Source organism: Variovorax ureilyticus (assembly GCF_050632185.1).
GTDB classification, from domain to species: Bacteria; Pseudomonadota; Gammaproteobacteria; order Burkholderiales; family Burkholderiaceae_C; genus Variovorax; species Variovorax ureilyticus_A.
This window is the reverse complement of the sequence record NZ_CP192579.1, coordinates 1,400,058-1,419,126: the sequence shown is the minus strand read 5'-3', so window position 1 is coordinate 1,419,126 and position 19,069 is coordinate 1,400,058. Positions and strand designations below refer to the sequence as shown.

Genomic DNA, 19,069 nt, shown 5'->3' with positions numbered 1-19,069 from the left:
CGGCAGCGCCTACACCGTCGCCAGTTCCCGGAGCCAATCGGGCAGCGTCAGCGCCTTCTGCTTCGCAACGTCGATCCAGATCGTGGTGGCGCCGCCCGCCGCGCAGATCACATCGGGCGCATCGGCGCGGGCCATCGTGGCCCAGCTCTCGAAGGTGGTCCGGCCGGGATCGCTCACGTACATCTTGAGCAGCACGTCGCCGGGGTACTCGATCTGCCGATAGAAGTTGCAGAACGCATTGACGATCACGATCCCCTGGCCTTCCGGCATCGGTTCATGGCCGAGCGAATGCATCCAGTCGATGCGCGCGATCTCGAGATACCGGAAGTAGGTCGTGTTGTTGAGGTGTCCCATGGCGTCCATGTCGCCCCAGCGGATGGGGATGGACGTTTCGTAGACCAGCTTCTTCTTCTCGGGGATTTCGATCCGCATCGGTGATCCTGACCTCTCGGTGGTTTGATGGAATGGCGGCGTCTAGAGTGCGAAGCCATCGTCCGCCGCGATGACTGCGCCGTTCACGAAGTGGCTCTCGCCGCTGGCAAGCAGCACGACGAGGCCGTCGAGATCCTCCGGCTTGCCGATGCGCTTGCGTGGCAACATGCCCACGAGCTTCTGCCCGCCATCGGTGACCCAGTGCTCCTCGTTGAGTTCGGTCGCGATGTAGCCCGGACACAGCGCGTTGACATTGATGCCGAAGCGGCCCCACTCCAGCGCCATGGCCTTGGTCATCTGCACCACGGCCGCCTTGCTCATGCAGTAGACCCCGATCTGGGGCAGCACCTTGAGCGCCGCGACCGAGGCGATGTTGATGATGCGCCCGCCGATGTAGGTGCCCGGCGCCGCGCCCATGGCGCGCGCGAGCATGCGCTTGCCGATCTCCTGGGCGACAAAGAAGGAGCCCTTGACGTTGGTGTCGAAGATGAAGTCGTAGTCTTCGACGGAGACTTCCTGCAGGCGCTGGGTGGTACTGACGCCGGAGTTGTTGACGAGGATGTCGATCGGCCCGACTTCGGTCTCCGCGCGCGCGACCGCGGCCTTGATGCTGCCCTGTTCGGTGACGTCGAGCTCGACCACATGGGCGTCTCCGCCCTCGCCTTCGATGCGGGCGCGAAGCTCCTTGAGCTTGTCCGTGCTTCGGCTCGCGAGCACCACCGCCGCACCGGCACGCGCCAGCGCCTTGGAAAACTGCGCGCCGAGGCCGCTCGATGCGCCGGTGACGAAAGCCACCCTGCCGGAAAGATCGATGCTGTACGCCATGGAGAGATCCTCTGGGAGTCGCCGATGCGACGGCTCGGGACACGCGAAACCGCCGCATAAAATGGCGCGGCCCAAGCGGTGCCTCGCACCCTCAAATCATTATCGACGAGACCCACATGACGAACGACGAAATACTTGCCCAGTTCGGCCCCCGCGAATCCATGGAATACGACGTGGTGGTGGTCGGTGCCGGGCCCGCAGGCCTCTCGACCGCCATCCGCCTGAAGCAGCTCGCCGCATCGCATGGCAAGGAGATCTCGGTCGTCGTGCTCGAGAAGGGCTCCGAGCCCGGCGCGCACATCCTCTCGGGCGCGATCATGGACCCGCGCGCGCTCTACGAGCTCTTGCCCGACTGGGAAGAAATGGGCGCCCCGCTGAACCAGCCCGTCACGCAGGACACCTTCCTGATGCTGACCGAGACCGGCGCCACGCGCACCCCCAACTTCATGCTGCCCCACAACTTCCACAACGAGGGCAACTACATCGTCAGCCTCGGCAACGTGGTGCGCTGGCTGGCGCAGCAGGCCGAAGCGCTCGGCGTCGAGATCTTCCCGGGCTTCCCGGCGGCCGAGGTGCTCTACACCGAGGACGGCAAGGTGCGCGGCGTCGCCACCGGCAACATGGGGATCGGCAAGGACGGCGAGCCCACCGAGAACTTCCAGCTCGGCATGGAGCTGCTGGGCAAGTACACGATCTTCGCCGAAGGCGCGCGCGGCCACCTCGGCCGCCAGCTCATCGCCAAGTACGAGCTCGACGCCGGCAAGGACCCGCAGAGCTACGGTATCGGCATCAAGGAACTCTGGGAGATCGACCCCGCGCGCCACGAGCCCGGCCTCGCGGTGCATACCGCCGGCTGGCCGCTGCCCTCGGACACCTACGGCGGCTCGTTCCTCTATCACGCCGAGAACAACCAGGTGGTCGTCGGCTTCGTGGTCGGTCTCGACTACCAGAACCCCTACCTGAGCCCCTTCGAGGAATTCCAGCGCTTCAAGACGCACCCCAACATCCGCTGGTACTTCGAAGGCCAGGACAAGGGCCTGAAGGCACCCAAGCGCCTGAGCTACGGCGCGCGCGCGATCACCGCGGGCGGCCTGCTCTCGCTGCCCAAGACGGTGTTCCCCGGCGGTGCGCTGGTCGGCTGCGATGCGGGCTACCTCAACGCGAGCCGCATCAAGGGAAGCCACGCCGCGATCAAGACCGGCATGCTCGCGGCCGAGGCCGCCTACGACGCCGTGATGGCGGGCCGCCAGCACGACGAGCTCACCGCCTACCCGGCAGCGTTCGAGCGCAGCTGGCTGCACACCGAGCTCAAGAAGGCGCGCAACTTCAAGCAGTGGTTCAAGAAGGGCATCACGGTCGGCACTATCATGACCGGCATCGAGCAGTTCCTGCTGCGCGGGCACGTGCCATGGACCGTCCACCGCGACCAGCCGGACCACGAGCGGCTCAAGCCCGCATCGGCCTCGAAGAAGATCAGCTACCCGAAGCCCGATGGCAAGCTGACTTTCGACCGCCTCTCCTCGGTGTTCATCAGCAACACCAACCACGAAGAGAACCAGCCCGCGCACCTGACGCTGAAAGACCCGGCGGTACCGACCCGGATCAACCTGCCCGAGTACGCCGGCCCCGAAGGCCGCTACTGCCCGGCCGGCGTCTACGAGTTCGTGCCGGACGAGGCCAGCGGCAAGGAACGCCTGCAGATCAACGCGCAGAACTGCGTGCACTGCAAGACCTGCGACATCAAGGACCCGACGCAGAACATCGTCTGGGTGACGCCCGAAGGCGGCGGCGGGCCGAACTACGTGGGCATGTAAGCCCTGGCGGGATCAGGCGGCCCAGTCGACGGTGACCGCCAGCGCCAGCCCGAGCAGCGCGACGATGGCCAGCGCACCCGCCGGGTTGTGCCCGACGTGATGCGCCGTTCGACCACGAAGCATGCCGCCGACATAGGCCGCGACGGCGCGCGTCCGCCCGGGCCTGCACCCCGAGCAGGGCGACGACCAGCCCGACCCACGCGCCCGCGACTCGACGGGCCCTCATGGCTTCAGCGTCATCAGCCAGCCGAGCACATCGGCCTTTTCCGCCGCTGTGCATTCGCGCCCCATGACGTCGTTGCAATTGCGGCGAAACCACTTGTCGGTCTTGGCGGCGTCGGTGAACCGCTCTGGATTGAAGGCAGGCGCGAGCGCGGCGATCGGCTTGCCGGTGGCCGCATGCCGGCCCGGTGCGGTGGGCACGGCGCCGTGGCAGGCGGCGCAACTCCACTCGCGTCCATGGCGGCTGTTGAACAACGACTGGCCGCGATCCGGGTTCGGGGCGGCGCCTGCCTCCTTGGCGTAGCCGGCGAGGAGTTCGGCGGGTGTGGCGGCCAGTGCGGCGGGGACCACGGCCGCGGCGGCCAGACAGGCCGCGGCGACGCGCCAACGATGTGGATTCGAGAACGGTTGCAAAAAGCGCATGGCGACTCCTTGGTGGGCATCGTGTCGCCGGGCTCTTAGGGTTTTCTTAACGCATTCGGCGGCGACGAATTCCCCACTTGACGGTTTCGAACCACATCCAGCTCAGGGCCGATCCGGCCAACGCCGCCAGCAACAGCATCGGCGAAGGCTGCACGAACGAGAACAGCCGTGCGACCGCCGGCACCCCGAGCACGACACCCAGCAAGACGATCGTGCCCAGGAAGATCCAGCGGAACTCCCTGGCGGACTCGCCGTCGACTCGCGAGACACCGCGATCCCAGGAACGGTTGGCCTGGATCAACGCCAGGTTGGACAGCACCAGGACCACGAAGGTCAAGGTCCGCGCCAGATCGTCGCGGTCAACCCCGGCGGGGCCAGAAGTCGACTCCCGGCATACAAGCCGACCAGCAGCGCGAGCAAGCCGGCGCCCTGCCAAAGCCCCCGGACCAGGACTGCCTTGTCGAACAGGCGCTGGTCCGCACGGCGCGGAGGCCTCTTCATGGCATCGGGCTCCAGCGGCTGGGCCTCGAACACCACCGAGCAGGCCGGATCGATGATGAGCTGCAGGAACAGGATGTGCACCGGCATCAGCAGCAGCGGCCAGCCCAGCAGCACCGGCGCGACCGACAGGCCGACGATCGGCACATGCGCGGCCACCACGAACACGAGCGCCTTGCGCAGGTTCGCGAACACCCGGCGTCCGTAGCGCACCGCGGTCACCAGCGAGGCGAAATCGTCGTTCAGCAGGACGAGCGCGGCCGACTCGCGAGCCACCTCGGTGCCGCGCGCGCCCATCGCCACGCCGATGTGGGCCGCCTTCAACGCGGGGGCGTCGTTGACGCCATCGCCCGTCATGGCCACCACGTCGCCGCGTGCGTTGAATGCACGGATCAGCCTCAGCTTCTGGTCGGGCTGGACGCGGGAGAAGATGTGCGTCTGGGCAAGACGCGCCTCGAGTGCTTCGTCCGAAAGCCCCGCCAGCTCGACCCCGGTAACGACCGCCGCATCGGCGTCCAGGCCCGCCTGTCGTGCCACCGAAATCGCGGTGGCCGAATGGTCGCCCGTCATCATCACGACGCGGATGCCTGCTTCCCTGCACTCGGCGATGGCGTGAGGCACCTCGGGACGCACGGGGTCTTCCAGACCCACCAGGCCCAGGAAGCGGAAATCGAAATCGTGCTGGATCCCGGGCAGCGGGGCCGCGCCGAAAGTGGCCTGCGCCACGCCCAGCACACGCAGCCCGTCCCGCGCCATCAGCCGCACCTGCGCGGCCACTTCCGCGCTCCGATCGGCATCCATGTGGCACAGATCGACGATGGCTTCCGGTGCGCCCTTGGCCGCGATGAGGCGGTCGCGCTGGTCCGGCGACTGCCAGACGCGCGACATGGCCAGCATCTCGGGCGACAGCGGATAGTCGTCGACCAGCGTCCATTCGGCGTGCAGGTGTTCCGTGCCGGCCAGAAGCTGGTGCCCGGCCGCGACGATGGCGGATTCCATCGGGTCGAAGGCCCGGCGGTGGCTGGCCAGCACGGCGTACTCGAGAAGGCCGTGCAACTCCTCCTGAAGCGCAGGGTCCGGCGACTGCAGGCGGTCGTAAACCGCCGTTCCGGACCACAGGCGCCTCACCGTCATCCGGTTGGCGGTCAGCGTGCCGGTCTTGTCCACGCACAGAACGGTGGCGGCGCCGAGCCGCTCGATCGCGGGAATGCTCCGGGCCAGGACCTTCTCGCGCGCCAGCCTCCAGGCACCCAGCCCCAGGAAGAGCGTGAGGACCAGCGGGAGTTCTTCCGGCAGGATGGCCATCGCGAGCGTGAGCCCCGCCAGCACACCGTGCAGCCAGTCGCCCCGGGTGACGCCATACGCGACGGAGAGAACACCGGCCAGCGCCAAGCCGATGGCGGCCACCTGCTTGACGACGCCGCGTGTCTCCTGCTGGATCGGCGTGGACTCGCCCGCGATGCCCGCGAGCGACTGGCCGATGCGCCCCAGCGCGCTGCGCTCGCCGGTGGCGGTCACGCATCCGCGACCGGTGCCTCGCGTCACCAGGGTGCCGGAGAACGCCTTGGAAGCGTCGTCTGCCTGCGGCGAGGATGCGGCTTCCTTGGCCACCGGCACCGACTCCCCGGTCAAGAGCGATTCGTCGATCGCGAGGTTGGCCGCTTCGACGAGGTCCATGTCGGCCGGGACCCGGTCGCCCTCGGCGAGCAGCACCACGTCGCCCACCACCAGCTCGCGCGCCGCGATGCGCCGCAGCGCTCCGTCGCGAAGAACCTGGGCCTGAGGACTCGACAAGTCCCGCAAGGCATCGAGCGCGCGTTCGCTGCGCCGCTGCTGGAAGAAGCTGATGGCCATCACCACGAAGACGAAGCCCAGCAGCATCAGCGCTTCGCGGGCGTCGCCGAGCGTCATGTAGATGGCCCCGCACGCGACGAGCAGCAGGAACATGGGCTCGGAAGCCACCTCGCGCGCCAGCCTCAGGACGCCGCGCGGGCGCGAAACCGGCAGTTCGTTCGGGCCGTCCCGTTGCCGCCGCCGTGCCGCCTCGCCCTCGCTCAGGCCGTCGGTCGGGGGCAGCGACGCCGACGCGGGAGCGCCCCGGTTCATGTCGGCGTCTGAGCCGCCGGCGTCGCGTGATCGAGGTCCGGCCTGCGCCACGGATCGACGTGCGTCATCAGGTTCAGCACGCGATGCCGCTGCAGCACGCGCTGCCGGGCTTCGACCGCGATGTCGTGGCCCTCTTCGACGCTGATCGTCGCGTCGACCTCGATGTGCGCATCCACGACGATCATGTCGCCCATCTTGCGCGTACGCACGTCGTGCACGTTCCGCACTCCGCGGGTTTCGGTGAGCGTGCGACGGATCGCCTCGACCTCCTCCTCATCGACCGAGCGATCCATCAGGTCATGCAACGCATCCCAGCCGAAGGTCCAACCCATCTTGGTCACCATGAACCCGACGATGAGCGCGGCGATCGGGTCGAGGATCGGGTAGCCCGCCAGGTTGCCGATGATCCCGATGCCAACCACCAGCGAAGAGGCTGCATCGGAGCGTGCGTGCCAGGCATTGGCAACCAGCATGCTCGACTTCACGCGCTTGGCGACGGCCAGCATGTAGCGAAAGAGCAGCTCCTTGGCGACGAGCGCGCCGCCGGCGACCCAGAGCGCGACGATGTGCACCTGCTGCACGGTCTCGGGCGCCTCGAGCTTCCGAAAGGCCGACCACAGCATGCCCACCCCCACCGCGAGCAGCAGCAGGCCGAGCGCCAGGGATGCGGCCGTCTCGAAGCGCTGGTGGCCGTAAGGGTGGTCCTCGTCGGCTTCCTTCTTGCTGTGGTGGCTGGCGAAGAGCACGACGAAGTCCGCGACGAGATCCGACAGCGAATGAATGCCGTCGGCCACGAGGCCCTGGGACTTTGAAAATATGCCGACCGTGACCTGGGTGAAGGTCAGGAGCAGGTTGACACCGACACTGACCCAGGTGCTGCGCGAGGCCGCGCTCGCTCGTTCGGCGGCGGTGTGTTCGGTGTCTTCGGGGTCGTCGGTCAGGTCATCGAGATTCATGGCATCGCGCACAAGTGGGAACCCCGAAGCCTAGCAGCAGAAGAAGGCACGAAGAACGGATCGGCTTGCGCCGATCATCGCCCGGATCACTTGCCGATCAACTGGGTCAGGCGGTCGGCCTCGAAGGACTCATCCTTCGCCGCATCGCACGGCACGCAGTCCTTCTTGCCCGGCTGCTTCGACAGCGCGTCGAGCGCCTGCCACAGCAGCGCGATCTGGTGTTCCTGGCTCGCGGTGTGGTCGATGAGCCCCTTCATGGCCTGGCTCAGCGGATCGTCCTCCAGCGTGACGCCGTAGGCCGAGAACTTCGCGGCCGCGGGCCGCGCGACGTCGGCGCTCTCCCCGGCCTTCGAAGGAATGATCCGCGCCGGAATGCCCACCGCAGTCGCGCCCGCGGGCACGGGCTTGATCACCACCGCATTGCTGCCGATCTTGGCGCCGTCGCCCACCGTGAAGCCGCCCAGCACCTTCGCGCCGGCGCTCACCACCACGTTGCGGCCGAGCGTCGGGTGCCGCTTGGTACCCTTGTAGAGCGAGGTGCCGCCGAGCGTCACGCCCTGGTAGATGGTGCAGCCGTCGCCGATCTCGGCGGTTTCGCCGACCACGACGCCCATCGCGTGGTCGAAGAACACGCGCTCGCCGACGATGGCGCCCGGATGGATCTCGATGCCGGTCAACCAGCGCGAGAACTGGGAGACGAAGCGCCCGATCCACTTGAAGCCGTGGGTCCAGAACCAGTGCGCGAACCGATGCAGCACCACCGCATGCAGCCCCGGATAGAGGGTCAGTACTTCCCAGCGCGACCGGGCCGCGGGATCGCGGTCGAGGATGCACTGGATGTCGGAACGCAGCCGGGAGAACATCGGTTGTTGTTATATGGATGTGGGGCAGGCAGTCTATTACCGTGGCTCATTACGCGCGGCGGATGGGGGTTTTTCCGTCCGCGGCGTCCGCCATGGCCTTGGCGATGCCGCGCAGGATGTGGATTTCCTCCTCCGTGGGCTGCGCGCGGTTGAACAGCTGTTGAAGGCGCGGCATCAGCTTCTTGGGCGCCTCCGGGTCGAGAAAGCCGATCTGCACCAGCGAGCGCTCCCAATGGTCCAGCATGCCCGCCACCGCCTGTGCGTCAGCCGCGCGCACCGGCGCGGTTGCATCGCGCACCGCGAAGCCGCCCAGCGCCTGCCGCCATTCGTAGGCGATCACCTGGATCGCCGCACCGAGGTTGAGCGAGCCGAACTGCGGATCGGTCGGGATGCTGAGCGCGACATGGCAGCGATAGACATCCTCGTTGCGCATGCCGAAGCGCTCGGAGCCGAAGAGGAAGGCGACATGCTGTTCCTCGCCCTTCGCCAGCGGCTCGAGATGTTCGCGCGGGGTCCGCGTCGGCGGGCCGAAGTCGCGCGGGATCATCGCTGTGGCGCACAGGTGCGTGACGCCGTCGAGCGCCTCGTCGAGCGTGTCGACGATGCGCGCATTGGCCAGCACGTCGAGCGCACCGCTGGCGCGCTGGATGGTTTCCTCGCGACGCAGCACGTTGGCCCAGCGCGGCGCGACCAGCACCAGCTCATCGAAGCCCATGGTCTTCATGGCGCGGGCGGCGGCGCCGACGTTGCCGGCGTGGCTGGTCTGGATCAGGATGAATCGGGTACGCATGGGGACTTGGAAAAAACGCACCGCCCGAGGGCGCGGCGGCGCGGAGCCGGTAAAATCCCACGATTCTCGCCGCCCGCATCGCCGGGCCGCATTCCAGGGTGCCACGTGCAAACGTCGTCGCTCCCATACCGTTCTTCGCACAATTCATGTCGTCCCCGAACCTGCACCCCATGCTGAACATGGCCATCAAGGCCGCCCGCGCCGCCGGCGCCATCATCAATCGCGCCGCGCTCGATATCGAAGCAGTGCGCGTTTCCCAAAAGCAGGTCAACGACTTCGTGACCGAAGTCGACCACGCGAGCGAGCACGCGATCATCGAAACGCTGCTCACCGCCTATCCGGGGCACGGCATCCTCGCCGAAGAATCGGGCACCGAGCACGGAGCCAAGGATTCGGACTACGTCTGGATCATCGATCCGCTCGACGGCACCACCAACTTCATCCACGGCTTTCCGGTCTACTGCGTGTCGATCGCGCTGTCCGTGCGCGGCAAGGTCGAGCAGGCCGTGGTCTACGACCCGACGCGCAACGATCTCTTCACCGCCACCAAGGGCCGCGGCGCCTTCATGAACGAGCGCCGCATCCGCGTGAGCAAGCGCACCCGCCTCGCCGAGTGCCTGGTCTCCACGGGCTTCCCATTTCGCACGGGCGACAACTTCAAGCAGTACCGGCCATCATGGCGGACCTGATGCCCCGCGCTGCCGGTCTTCGCCGCCCCGGCGCCGCCGCGCTGGACCTTGCCTACGTGGCGGCCGGCTTCAGCGATGCCTTCTTCGAGACCGGCCTCAACATCTGGGACGTGGCGGCCGGCTCGCTCCTCGTGACGGAGGCAGGCGGCCTCATCGGCAACTTCACGGGCGAGCCTGACTTCCTCGACCAGCGCGAATGCCTCGCGGGTGCGCCGCGCATCTACGGCCAGCTCGTGCCGCTGCTCGCCAAGTACTCGAAGTTCGCGGGCGTGGACGACAAGCTGCGCGCCAGCGACCGCATCCGCGCTGTCGATCCCTCGCGTTCGGAAGCCGACCTCTACGCGCGCAGCACGGTGGGCCTCGCGGACGAGAAGACCGAGGAAGCGCCCGAATCGCCCGCTGCCCCCGCCGAGGCCGCGCCGCAGCCACGCAAGCTGACCCGCGTCCGCCGTGACAAACCCGCGGCGCCCGCCGAGGGCGACGCCCCGGCCCAGTGATGCCGTCGCAGGGCGCGGCCACCGGGCGGGGCCGCGCGGCCATGCGGGTGGCGCTGAGCCACTATGTGCTCAACGGCATCGCAGTCGCCTTCGGGCTGCTGCTGATCTCCGGGGGCATGCATCTCGTGCTCGGCACGCTGGCGGCCTCGGCCGCGTCGGTCGGCGTCATCGTGACGGCGCCCCCGATCTCGCCGCGCCCAGGCGCGGCAAGTTCTTCCAGATGCTGCCGGCGCCGCTCATCGGGCTGCCGCTCTTCTTCCTGGTGCAGCTTCTTCATGCGGCGCCGGTGCGGCTGGGCCTGCTGCTGGTGCCGGCGACCTTCCTCGCATTCCTGGCGATGGCATGGGGCAAGCGCGGCATCCCGATCGCCATCGCGGTCATGTTCTCCATGATCTTCTCGATGGCCACGCCCACGCCGACCGGCATGGCGGAAGCGGTGCAGCGCACGATGCACTTCGGGCTCGGCGCGGCGATCTACGTGGTCTATGCGGTCATCGCCAACTCGGCGCTCAATGCACGCTACCGCGTGCAATTGATGGCCGACCTGCTGTTGTCGCTGGCCGCGCTGATGCGCACCGAGGCCCGCCAGTTCGTGCCGGTCGACGAATCCGGCGACGTGCGCGAGATCCCGCCTTCGCTGCTCGGCCAGCTCCTGCGCGAGCAGGCGGCGCTGGCCGACCAGCTCCAGGCGGCACGCGACATCGTGCTCGAATCGCCGCGCACGCCACGGCGGCAGCAACTGGCCGGCATGCTGATGACCGTGCTCGAGCTGCGCGACCTGCTGCTGGCGAGCGAGCTCGACCTCGACGCGCTGAAATCGCACCCCGATCACGGCACCGCGCTCAAGGAGATGCGCGACATCCTCCACGGACTGGCCGATGACACCGCCGCATTGGCGGACGCCCTCCTCTTCATCCGCAAGCCCGCTGCGCTCATCGACCGCCGTCCGCGCCTCGCGGCCATCCGCCTCGAGGAGGACGCCACGCCCGCCGGCTACGCCGGCCCCACGCCGGCGATGCTGTCCCGCGGGCTCGCGAACCGCATCGGCCACATCAACGACGAAGTGCTCCGGCTGTCGGCGCTCGCGCGGGGCGACCGCGAGCCCGACCTTGCGGTCGTGCGCGCGAGCTGGCAGATGTTCGTGAGCCCCACCGCATGGTCGCTGCGGCCCTTCCTGACCCTCTGGCGCTGGGACGCGCCGCCGCTGCGCCATGCGATCCGCGCCACGCTCGCGATCGCCGCCGCCTACGGCATCGCACTCGCCATGCCTTGGGGTTCGCACGACTACTGGATTCTGCTGACCATCGTGGTGGTGCTGCGCGGCAGCCTGTCGCAGACGCTGGAGCGGCGCAACAGCCGCGTGGCCGGCACGCTGCTGGGCTGCGTGTTCGCGGTCGCACTGCTTTCGGCACATCTCTCATCAATCGCCCTGCTGATGGCGATGACGCTGGCACAGGCGATCGCACACGGTTTCGCGGTCCGCCGCTATCTCATCACGTCCGTGGCGGCCACGGTGCTCGGCCTGGTGCAGGCGCACATGCTCAACACCGGCGTGAGCACCGCTTTTGCGCTATTCGAGCGCGTGGCCGACACGCTGATCGGCGCTGCGCTCGCCTGGGCCTTCTGCTACGTGCTCCCGTCGTGGGAACGCGGGCAGATCCCGACGCTGGTCGCCCGCACGCTGAAGGCACAGGCGCGGCATGCGCGGCTTGCGCTCGGGCTTGGCCAGTTGCGCTCCGTCGATATCAGCCCCGAGCTCGAATGGCGCCTCGCGCGCCGCGAGGCCTATGACAGCCTCTCCGCGCTGGTGCAGGCCACGCAGCGCTCGTTGTCGGAGCCGCGCGCGGTGCGCCCGCCGCTGGAGCCGCTCGAGCATCTGCAGGCCCACAGCTACCAGTTGCTCGCGCAGCTGAGCGCCGTCAAATCGATGCTGGTGCTGCGGCGCGACCGTCTCACGGTGGCCGAGATCGAAGGCCCCTGGCCCGCACGATCCACCGCATCGAGGCGGCCATCGGTGCCGCGCCGACGAGCGGACCGGCGATGCCCGAGAGCCCGCCGGCCACCACCATCGCCGGACCGGTCTCGCTGCCCGATCCCTTCGACAACGACATCACGCCGTGGCTGCTTCGCCGCCTCGACATGGCGAACGGCATCGCGGTGCAACTGCGCGATGACGCTGCACGCATCCTGCAATCGCTCGCCAGGACCGAGACCGAAAGGCAGACGCAGGCCGAAACGGCCCGATGATCAAGGAATACGAGGACCTGCAGTTCCTGTCGAAGATCCGGGTTGACGGCGACCCCGGCGGGCCGAAGCGGGCCAAGCCGGCGGCGGTCGGCTAAGCTGGACAGAAGCGATGCATGCACCCGCCGCTGCTCAATCCGCCTTCGTGCCACGCCGCCGGCGGTCCGCCTTGGGCAGCACGGCCTCGGCAACCATCTGCTCCGCATGCGATTGCAGGCGCGCGAGTGATTCGTCGAGTTGCGCCGCGGCGGCGGCATCCAGCGCACCGAGCAGGTCGGCGTTGATGCGGGTCACCAGCGGGAACAGTTCGTCGTAGAGATTGCGGCCGCGTTCGGTCAGGCAGAGGTGCACCTGCCGCCGGTCGCCCGCCGAATGCGAACGCGCGACCAGCGCTTTCTCCACCAGCGAACCGATGGCCTTCGAGGTGCGTGCGCGATCGAGCTGTGCATGCTCAGCCAGCCCGGACGAGCTGAGTTCGCCACGACTCGCCAGCGTTGCGATGAGTCGCCACTCGCGCCGCGTGATGCCGAAGCGACCCTCGCAGATCCTGATGACCATGCTGCCCGCGACCGACAGCAGGCGCGACAGCCGGTACAGCAGCAGCTCGTCGAGCGGTCGGCGCGACTCTGGCGTCGGGGTCATCTGGGGTTAGTCCGGAGGATGGTTGATTAGATCAATCGAATGTCGCAACTCTAAAGTCATCCGAGGCCAGGCCCCCGAAGCCCGACGCGCGAACACATTCCAGGAGACATCCATGCCCCGCACCGAACTCGACCGCCGCAGCCTGATCGCCGGCATTTGCGCCCTCGCGCTCTCGCCGCTGGCAAGCGCCGAAGCGGCTTTCACGCCGTGCCAGCCGATCAGGGTTCTGATCGGCGTGCCGGCCGGCGGCACGCAGGATGTGTTGACGCGCGCCATCGCACAGGAAGTGCGCGACTCGCTCGGCCCGCTGATCGTCGACAACCGCTCGGGCGCGTCGGGCCGCATTGCGGTCGAAGCCGTCAAGCACGCGAAGCCCGACGGGCGCACGCTGCTGCTCGGCACCGCGAGCATGATGACGATGTACCCGAGCGCGTACGCGAAGCTCTCGTACGACCCGATCAAGGACTTCGTGCCGATCATCAACGCGGCGCGCTTCGAGCTCGCGCTGGTGGTGAGCAAGGACGTGCCGGCCAACACGCTCACCGAGTTCATCGCCTGGGCCAAGGCCCAGGGCGACAAGGTCAGCTTCGGCTCGTACGGCGCCGGCACGCCGTCGCACTTCCTTGGCGAGATGCTCAACCGCTCGGCGGGGCTCAAGATGGTCCATGTGCCGTACCGCGGCTCCACGCCGGCGCGGCAGGACGTGATGGGCGGACAGATCCCGGTTTACTTCGACACCGTCGGCGGCGCGTTGCAGATGCAGCAAGGCGGCCGCGTGAAGGTGCTCGCGACCAGCGGCGAGAAGCGCTCGCCGCTGATGCCCGATCTGCCGACCTTCGTCGAGGTGGGCCTGAAGGACGTGGTCGCGACCGCGTGGTTCGCCTTCTATGCGCCCGCGAAGACCCCGCAGCCCATCGTCGACAAGCTGCGCGCCGAGTTCTCCCGGGCGGTCGACACGCCCGAGGTGAAGCAGCAATTGCTGCAGAACGGCATGTATGTCGTCAACGACGACGCGAACACGCTTCTGAAGACAATGCGCGATGACACCGCCCGCTGGGCCGTGATCATGAAGGCCGTGAATTTCCAGGCGAATGACTAGTTCTCCCCCAGCCTCGCCCACTTCGTGTGGCTCGGACACCCCCTCTCCGGGGGCAACCCCGGCGGCCCGGCCGAGCCGGTTCCGCGGGGTTTCTGGTTTCGCGGCTGACAGGTGCTGGCGGGCGGTGCGCATCACTGACGAAAGGACTTCATGTTTTCTCAATTGATCTCACGCATTGCGGGCACGCTGGTCTTGACCGCGGCGGCCTTGAGCGCCCATGCCCAAACGCTCGAGGGCGGCCCGCTGCACATCGTGGTCGGCTACGCGGCCGGCGGCGCGACCGACCGCGTGGCGCGCATCGTGGCCGACAAGCTGCAGGCCAGGGTCGGCGTGCCGGTGATCGTGGACAACAAGGCCGGAGCGGGCGGGCGTCTGGCGGCACAGCAGGTCAAGGCCACGCCGGCCGGGCAGAACGTGCTGATGGTTGCCAATCCCGCCGTGATGGTGGTCGCACCGCTGGTGTTCAAGGACAACGGCTATGACGCGGAGCGCGACTTCGTGCCCGTGTCGCACGTCAACGACTACGAGTTCGCGCTCGCGGTCTCCACCGCGGTGCCGGTGCGCGAGTTGTCGCACCTGCTCGCGTGGATGCGCGCGAATCCCGAGAAGTCGAACTTCGGCGTGCCCGCCACCGGCAGCCTGCCGCACTTCTTCGGCCTGATGATGGGCGAGAAGGCGAACGTGCAGGCCCAGGTGATCGGCTACCGCGGTTCCGGCCCGCTCTTGACCGACCTCGTGGGCGGCCAGGTGCCGATCGCCTTCGACACCTTCGATGTCGATCTTCCGCAGCACCAGGCCGGCAAGATCCGCATCCTGGCGGTGTCGGGTGCCGGGCGCTCGCCCTTCGCACCGGACATCCCGACCTTCAAGGAAGCCGGCCTCGACCTCGTCGCAACCGGCTTCAACGCGTTCTTCGCACCGGCCACCATGCCGCGCGAGAAAGTCGCGCGGCTCGCCAAGGACATCCACGCGGTGATGCAGGACCCCGACACCCAGCGCCGCTTCAAGGACGCACTGATGACGCCGGTCGTCAGCACCCAGGAGCAGACGGCCGCCATGCTCAAGGCCTACCGCGCGCAGTGGGCGCCCGTGGTCCAGAAATCCGGCTACCAACCCTGAAATCCATGCAACGACCCAACATCATCTTCATCGTCGCCGACGACCTCGGCTATGCGGACCTCGGCTGCTACGGCGGCCGCGACGCCCACTTCGGGCCGGTGTCGCCGGTGCTCGACCGGCTCGCCGCGCGCGGCATCAAGTTCACGCAGGGCTATTCGAACTCGCCGGTGTGCTCGCCCACGCGCTTCGCGATGATCACGGCGCGCTACCAGTACCGCCTGCGCGGCGCGGCCGAGGAGCCGATCAACAGCAGGAGCCGCGGCAGCACCACGCTCGGGCTGCCACCGGAGCACCCAACCCTGCCTTCGCTGCTTCGGGCTGCGGGCTACCGCACCGCGCTCATCGGCAAGTGGCACCTGGGCTATCCGCCGGCATTCGGGCCGCTGCGCTCGGGCTACGAAGAGTTTTTCGGGCCCATGTCGGGCGGCGTGGACTACTTCACCCACTGCGATTCGGCCGGCCGGCACGACCTGTGGTCCGGCGAGGAGGATCACCAGGAAGAGGGCTACCTCACCGACGTGCTGTCGCGCCGCGCGGTCGACTACGTGGAGCGCATGGCGAAGCAGGACGCGCCCTTCTTCATGAGTCTGCACTACACCGCGCCGCACTGGCCGTGGGAAACGCGCGACGACGCGGCCAAGGCGCCCGCGGTGAAGGACAACCTGTTCGACCTCTCGGGCGGCAACATCCATACCTATCGCCGGATGATCCACCACATGGACGAAGGCATCGGCTGGATCATGGACGCGCTCGAAAGGCACGGCCTGGCCGACAACACGCTGGTGGTCTTCACCAGCGACAACGGCGGCGAGCGCTTCTCGGACAACTGGCCGCTGGTCGGCGGCAAGATGGACCTGACCGAAGGCGGCATCCGCGTGCCATGGATCGCGCACTGGCCCCAGGTGATCGCCGCCGGCGGCGACAGCACGCAGCACTGCATGACGATGGACTGGTCGGCGACGATGCTCGATGCCGCAGGCGTCAAGGCCGATCCGGACTATCCGCTCGACGGCGTCTCACTGATGCCCGTGCTGCGCGACGCGACGCAGAGCTTTGCGCGCCCCCTGCACTGGCGGATGAACCACCGCGACCAGCGCGCCCTGCGCGAAGGCAACTGGAAGTACCTCCAGGTCGACGGCAACGAATACCTCTTCAACATCCCGGCCGACGAGCGCGAACGGGCCAACCAGGCGAAGAAGGAGCCGGAACGCCTCGCCCGCATGCGCGAAGCGTGGCTGGCGTGGAACGCGACGATGCCGCCCATCCCGGACGACGCGACCATCAGCCTCGGCTACTCGGTCAAGGACATGCCGCAGCGCTGAGCAGGCAACAAAAAAGCCCCTCGACGAGGGGCTTTTTCATGGGCCGGCGCCAGGGCCTCAGCGGGCGTGGATGCCGACCTTCGGCCACGCACCTCGCATCAGGGCGGCGAAGGCTTCGGCAATTCGCTTGAACACCGGTGCCAGGAGGGACGGCTCATCGCGGCCGATATGGCGGACGTCGTCGTTCGCCAGATCGCGCTCGAACGAGTCCGTGAACTTGGGATTGCGGGGGAAGTACGAGGTCGAAGCAGTCATGACGCAATTTTAAGGGTTTACCCTAGTTATTGCAGGCTCGCCGACCGAATCCCCTCCGCAGACCGGCATTCCGTCACGCGAATGCGCGGCTGGAGCTTCCGCACCGCGGTCAGTCGCACAAGCGCGTCCGTGTGACGTGGGATCAGACTTGACTTCGACATTATTCAGATATATCTTTATCTTTTCAGATATAGATATCGAGGTCCAACGCTCATGCACCACTTCAGACACTTCGTACACGGCACCCGCCGCGATGAGCATGACGACGGGCTCGGCGGCGGCTCGCACCGCAGCCTGCGCGCGAGTCGCGGCGGCGGCCGGATCTTCGGCCACGGCGGCCTGCGCTTCGTGCTGCTGCAGCTGATCGCCGACAAGCCGAGCCACGGTTACGAACTCATCAAGGCCATCGAGGAACGCCTCGGCGGCCGCTATGCACCGAGCCCCGGCATCGTCTACCCGACGCTGACACTGCTCGAGGAACTGGGCTACGTCAGCATCGACACACCCGAAGGCGGCAACCGCAAGCGCTACACCGCCACCGACGAGGGCCGCGAATTCCTCGCCGCCAACCGCGCGACGACCGACGAACTGATGGCCCGCATGCAAGGCGGCGTGGACGGTGCGGGCGTGCGCGCCGGCCGCCCGCCGCAGGTGGTCCGCGCGCTCGAGAACCTCAAGCTCGCCATGCGCATGCGCCTCGCGGCGCCCCTCACCGAACAACAAGCCCACGAATTCGCCGCGGTGCTCGACAGCGCCGCCCAGCAACTGGAACGCATCTGACTCTCATGACATCGCCCCAACACACCGCCGACACCCCCTCCCCGACCGCCTGCCGCGCCGTGTGCGCCACGAACTGCGCTTCCGCAAGCTGCAGGTGCGTACGGTGCGGCGCGTGACGCCGCACCTGATCCGCGTCACCCTCGAAGGCGACGAACTGGCGGGCTTCACCAGCCCCGGCTTCGACGACCATGCCAAGCTCTTCTTCCCCGATGCGGCGACAGGCGTCCTGCGACTGCCGACTGCCGGCCCCGACGGACCGGTGTGGCCGGGCGGCATCCGGCCCACGATGCGCGACTACACGCCGCTGCGGCATGACCCGGGGGCGGGCACGCTCGAATTCGACTTCGCGCTGCACGACGCCGGCCCCGCCACGCAATGGGCGGAATCCGCCAAGCCCGGGGATGTCATCGGCGTCGGCGGCCCGCGCGGCTCGTTCATCGTGCCCACCGCCTTCGATTGGCATTTGCTCATCGGCGACGACACCGCCCTCCCCGCGATCTCGCGCCGTCTGGCCGAGTTGCCGGCCGGCGCCCGCGTGGTCGTGCTGGCCGAGGTCGACGGCGAGGCCGACCAGATTCCGCTCGCATCCGCCGCAAACGTGGCGCTGCACTGGGTTCACCGTCGCGGTGCCAAACCCGGCATGGGCGCCCCGCTGCTCGATGCGTTGCGCGGCCTGAAGCTGCCGCAGGGCGACTTCCACGCCTGGATCGCGTGCGAGTCGGGCGCCGCCAAGGCACTGCGCTCGCACCTCGTCGACGAGCGCGGTGCGCATCCCAAATGGACCCGGGCTTCCGGCTACTGGCGCCGCGGCGCCGCCGCCACCCACGACACCCACGACGGCTAAGTACCCGACCCGCCGAAAGCGCTATGCCGCGTGACCGGTTTACGACTGCCGGGGTGAGTTTGAAAATTCCTCCGCTCCAATACTTGGAAAGTCGTTTCCTCGGGGTACACGGATGGGTTTCAGCATGGCGCAGTGGCAGTTCTTCGCGGCCTTGTTGACCGGCGTCCTGCTGCTGCTCGCAGTGATGTGGGCATGGCGGCGAGCCGCCGGGCGGCGTGAAACGCAGCGCCGCATCGAAGCTGCACGCATCCGCTCGGGCCACGTGCCGCTCGAGATTCCGACCGTGCGCGGCAGCATCAACCCTTCGGGCGGTGACTCTGTGCCCGACACGCTGCCCGAATGGTTCATCCAGGGCAAGGGCGAGCACGCGATCGTCGATGAGCACCCGCGCATCCGCGTGCGCTACCTCGACGCGCACGACAAGAAGATCGAATGCGTGATCCAGGTGGACAACCTGGACCTGCAGAAGAAGATCATCACGGGCCATGGCGAAATGCCCGGCGAAGTCCGCCGCGTGCCGCTGCACCGGATTCATTCGGCGCGCATCGCGGAGACGGGGCAGCGGTTCGACGTCGATACGTGGGTGGAGGCGGTGCGGGTGGCGCGCAGGCGGCGCGGGCAAGCTTGAGCAGGTTCGGGGCACCGTCGC

17 protein-coding genes and 2 pseudogenes are annotated in these 19,069 nt (G+C 68.1%); 9 read left to right on the top strand and 10 right to left on the bottom strand.

Annotated elements, in window-relative coordinates; genetic code table 11:
• Positions 1–9: 9 nt before the first annotated feature.
• Positions 10–432, bottom strand: coding sequence for an acyl-CoA thioesterase (locus ACQ858_RS06950; protein WP_431276009.1), 423 nt, complete (start codon positions 430–432; stop codon positions 10–12).
• A gap of 42 nt (positions 433–474) precedes the next feature.
• Positions 475–1,257, bottom strand: coding sequence for an SDR family oxidoreductase (locus ACQ858_RS06945; RefSeq protein ID WP_431276008.1), 783 nt, complete (start codon positions 1,255–1,257; stop codon positions 475–477).
• A gap of 116 nt (positions 1,258–1,373) precedes the next feature.
• Here ACQ858_RS06945 and ACQ858_RS06940 point away from each other — a divergent pair, with 116 nt between their 5' ends.
• Positions 1,374–3,071: a 4Fe-4S dicluster domain-containing protein gene (locus ACQ858_RS06940; RefSeq protein WP_431276007.1), complete on the top strand. Its 1,698-nt coding sequence runs from the start codon at positions 1,374–1,376 to the stop codon at positions 3,069–3,071.
• Positions 3,072–3,293: 222 nt separating this feature from the next.
• Here ACQ858_RS06940 and ACQ858_RS06935 read toward each other — a convergent pair whose 3' ends face one another.
• From ACQ858_RS06935 to ACQ858_RS06910, 6 genes are all read right to left on the bottom strand, one after another.
• Positions 3,294–3,716: a DUF1924 domain-containing protein gene (locus ACQ858_RS06935; protein WP_431276006.1), complete on the bottom strand. Its 423-nt coding sequence runs from the start codon at positions 3,714–3,716 to the stop codon at positions 3,294–3,296.
• A gap of 46 nt (positions 3,717–3,762) precedes the next feature.
• Positions 3,763–4,044 (bottom strand): cation transporting ATPase C-terminal domain-containing protein, encoded by a 282-nt coding sequence (locus ACQ858_RS06930; RefSeq protein WP_431276807.1) that lies wholly within the window; start codon positions 4,042–4,044, stop codon positions 3,763–3,765.
• 5 nt (positions 4,045–4,049) lie between these two features.
• A complete protein-coding gene (locus tag ACQ858_RS06925) occupies positions 4,050–6,320 on the bottom strand; it encodes a cation-translocating P-type ATPase (protein ID WP_431276005.1) in 2,271 nt (756 codons plus the stop codon).
• Positions 6,317–7,276, bottom strand: a complete 960-nt coding sequence (locus ACQ858_RS06920) for a cation diffusion facilitator family transporter (RefSeq protein ID WP_431276004.1) — start codon at positions 7,274–7,276, stop codon at positions 6,317–6,319. The genes ACQ858_RS06925 and ACQ858_RS06920 overlap by 4 nt, the downstream gene beginning before the upstream one ends.
• Positions 7,277–7,362: 86 nt before the next feature.
• Positions 7,363–8,139, bottom strand: a complete 777-nt coding sequence (cysE, locus tag ACQ858_RS06915) for a serine O-acetyltransferase (protein WP_431276003.1) — start codon at positions 8,137–8,139, stop codon at positions 7,363–7,365.
• Positions 8,140–8,188: 49 nt separating this feature from the next.
• The gene (locus ACQ858_RS06910) at positions 8,189–8,929 is read right to left on the bottom strand and encodes an RNA methyltransferase (RefSeq protein ID WP_431276002.1); all 741 of its coding nucleotides are present in this window, start codon (positions 8,927–8,929) and stop codon (positions 8,189–8,191) included.
• A 146-nt stretch (positions 8,930–9,075) separates the two neighbouring features.
• Here ACQ858_RS06910 and ACQ858_RS06905 point away from each other — a divergent pair.
• Positions 9,076–10,115 (top strand): annotated as a pseudogene (locus ACQ858_RS06905) (inositol monophosphatase family protein).
• Positions 10,115–12,362: pseudogene (locus ACQ858_RS06900) on the top strand (FUSC family membrane protein). The pseudogenes ACQ858_RS06905 and ACQ858_RS06900 overlap by 1 nt, the downstream one beginning before the upstream one ends.
• 129 nt (positions 12,363–12,491) lie before the next feature.
• On the opposite strand, the gene ACQ858_RS06895 reads toward ACQ858_RS06900, so the two are convergent.
• On the bottom strand, positions 12,492–13,001 hold the full coding sequence (locus ACQ858_RS06895) for a MarR family winged helix-turn-helix transcriptional regulator (RefSeq protein WP_431276001.1): 510 nt from the start codon (positions 12,999–13,001) through the stop codon (positions 12,492–12,494).
• 112 nt (positions 13,002–13,113) lie between these two features.
• On the opposite strand from ACQ858_RS06895, the gene ACQ858_RS06890 reads away from it, so the two are divergent.
• The 3 genes from ACQ858_RS06890 (at position 13,114) to ACQ858_RS06880 (ending at position 16,541) form a co-directional block, all read left to right on the top strand.
• Positions 13,114–14,100 (top strand): Bug family tripartite tricarboxylate transporter substrate binding protein, encoded by a 987-nt coding sequence (locus ACQ858_RS06890; protein ID WP_431276000.1) that lies wholly within the window; start codon positions 13,114–13,116, stop codon positions 14,098–14,100.
• Between the two features lie 150 nt (positions 14,101–14,250).
• The gene (locus ACQ858_RS06885; protein WP_431275999.1) at positions 14,251–15,219 is read left to right on the top strand and encodes a Bug family tripartite tricarboxylate transporter substrate binding protein; all 969 of its coding nucleotides are present in this window, start codon (positions 14,251–14,253) and stop codon (positions 15,217–15,219) included.
• A 5-nt stretch (positions 15,220–15,224) separates the two neighbouring features.
• Positions 15,225–16,541 carry a sulfatase family protein gene (locus ACQ858_RS06880; protein WP_431275998.1) on the top strand — a complete coding sequence of 439 codons (1,317 nt, stop codon included), beginning with the start codon at positions 15,225–15,227 and terminating at the stop codon, positions 16,539–16,541.
• Positions 16,542–16,598: 57 nt separating this feature from the next.
• Here the strand turns inward: ACQ858_RS06880 and ACQ858_RS06875 are convergent, their stop codons facing one another.
• A complete protein-coding gene (locus ACQ858_RS06875) occupies positions 16,599–16,796 on the bottom strand; it encodes a hypothetical protein (protein WP_431275997.1) in 198 nt (65 codons plus the stop codon).
• A gap of 213 nt (positions 16,797–17,009) precedes the next feature.
• Between ACQ858_RS06875 and ACQ858_RS06870 the strand changes: the two genes are divergently transcribed.
• The 3 genes from ACQ858_RS06870 to ACQ858_RS06860 all read left to right on the top strand — a co-directional run bounded on the left by ACQ858_RS06870 (position 17,010) and on the right by ACQ858_RS06860 (position 19,048).
• Positions 17,010–17,576 carry a PadR family transcriptional regulator gene (locus ACQ858_RS06870; protein ID WP_431275996.1) on the top strand — a complete coding sequence of 189 codons (567 nt, stop codon included), beginning with the start codon at positions 17,010–17,012 and terminating at the stop codon, positions 17,574–17,576.
• Positions 17,577–17,637: 61 nt separating this feature from the next.
• Positions 17,638–18,420: a siderophore-interacting protein gene (locus ACQ858_RS06865; protein WP_431275995.1), complete on the top strand. Its 783-nt coding sequence runs from the start codon at positions 17,638–17,640 to the stop codon at positions 18,418–18,420.
• Between the two features lie 124 nt (positions 18,421–18,544).
• A complete protein-coding gene (locus ACQ858_RS06860; RefSeq protein ID WP_431275994.1) occupies positions 18,545–19,048 on the top strand; it encodes a hypothetical protein in 504 nt (167 codons plus the stop codon).
• Positions 19,049–19,069: the final 21 nt, after the last annotated feature.